Raw genomic sequence first — 1,149 nt, forward strand, 5'->3', positions numbered from 1 at the left:
GCGTCGAGTCCGGCGCGAGAGAACGATCGTTCCCCCTGTTCTGGGGATGGATTCGCATGGTGAGGGCTGTTTGACTCTGTTCATGAGCAGGTTCGGGTATCTGCTCCGCAGCTGAAGCCGCGTCTGTGTGGTGTCGGTCCGGGATGTCTGGCCGCCTACGGGTGGCGGCCAGACATGCCCCGTTCAGCCCGTCATCGATGCTGAGTCCTCTGTAGTGCCGACTTGTCAGCACATAGGGGTGCGCGCACGCTTGTTCATGCGCCCCCTGTTCGGGTCAGGATGTGGCGTGTGCGGGATGTCGGCGGCGTTTGATGCGTGGCCGACATCCCGAACCTCTGCGAGGGAACCGGACAGAGGGTTCCGCCGGTGAACAGTCGGTCCTATCCTGTGTGGAGCGCTCCGCGGCAGTGATGCTTGCGCGACACTCGTTTCCCGTTCGAGAGACTTGCCTTTCCTGCCTTGAGGCTGGTGGGGGAGTGCGCTATCCCGGGGGTGGCGGGATGACCCGAACTTTCCATCGCCCCCGGGAACCCATCAACTTGGCAGACCGCGCCGGGCTCACCTGAGCGTGAGCGCGGCCGCCACCAGTGTTGCCGTGACGGCGGCAAGGGCGCCGATGAGCGCCCATTGCCACCAGTGCATGCGCATGCTTCCGCGCGGCCGGCGGACCGGGGCGGGCTTTCGCCGGCGCGAGGATGGGCGACTCATTGGTCGCACGGTACGAGGTGCCGGTTCGTGCAGACTGTGTGGCAGCAGCTGGGTGGTTCCCGCTGCCAGCGGGGTGGGCTGCCACCTGATCCGGTGGCCCACCCCGCGGTTCGTACGAAGGGGGTGCCGGCGCATGGACGGTGGTGAGGTGATGCTGGCGTCGCCTGGTGCGTTCCGGTTGGTCTTGCCGGGCCCGCGGCGGGGAGGGTTCCTGCAGCAGCGGGTCGAGCAGCTCGTCCGCGACAGCATCGCTGCCGGCGTGCTGGTCGAGGGTGATCGGTTACCGCCGTACCGGGCCGCTGCAGTGACGTCCGGGGTGAGCATCAACACGATCCTGAACGCGTACCGGGCACTCATCGCTGAGGGCGTGGTGCGGTCGGTGCCCGGCGATGGGTACTTCATCGCCAGCACGGTCCGCTACCGCGACTTCTTCACCCCACC

At 67.2% G+C, this 1,149-nt stretch carries 1 protein-coding gene; it reads left to right on the plus strand.

What is annotated here, in order from left to right; translation table 11 throughout:
• Positions 1 to 841: 841 nt before the first annotated feature.
• Positions 842 to 1,149 (plus strand): winged helix-turn-helix domain-containing protein (locus Q9R26_RS18565; protein WP_311228208.1); only part of this gene is annotated, 308 nt, incomplete at its 3' end.

This window comes from Curtobacterium sp. BRB10, from assembly GCF_031844325.1.
GTDB classification, from domain to species: Bacteria; Actinomycetota; Actinomycetes; order Actinomycetales; family Microbacteriaceae; genus Curtobacterium; species Curtobacterium poinsettiae_A.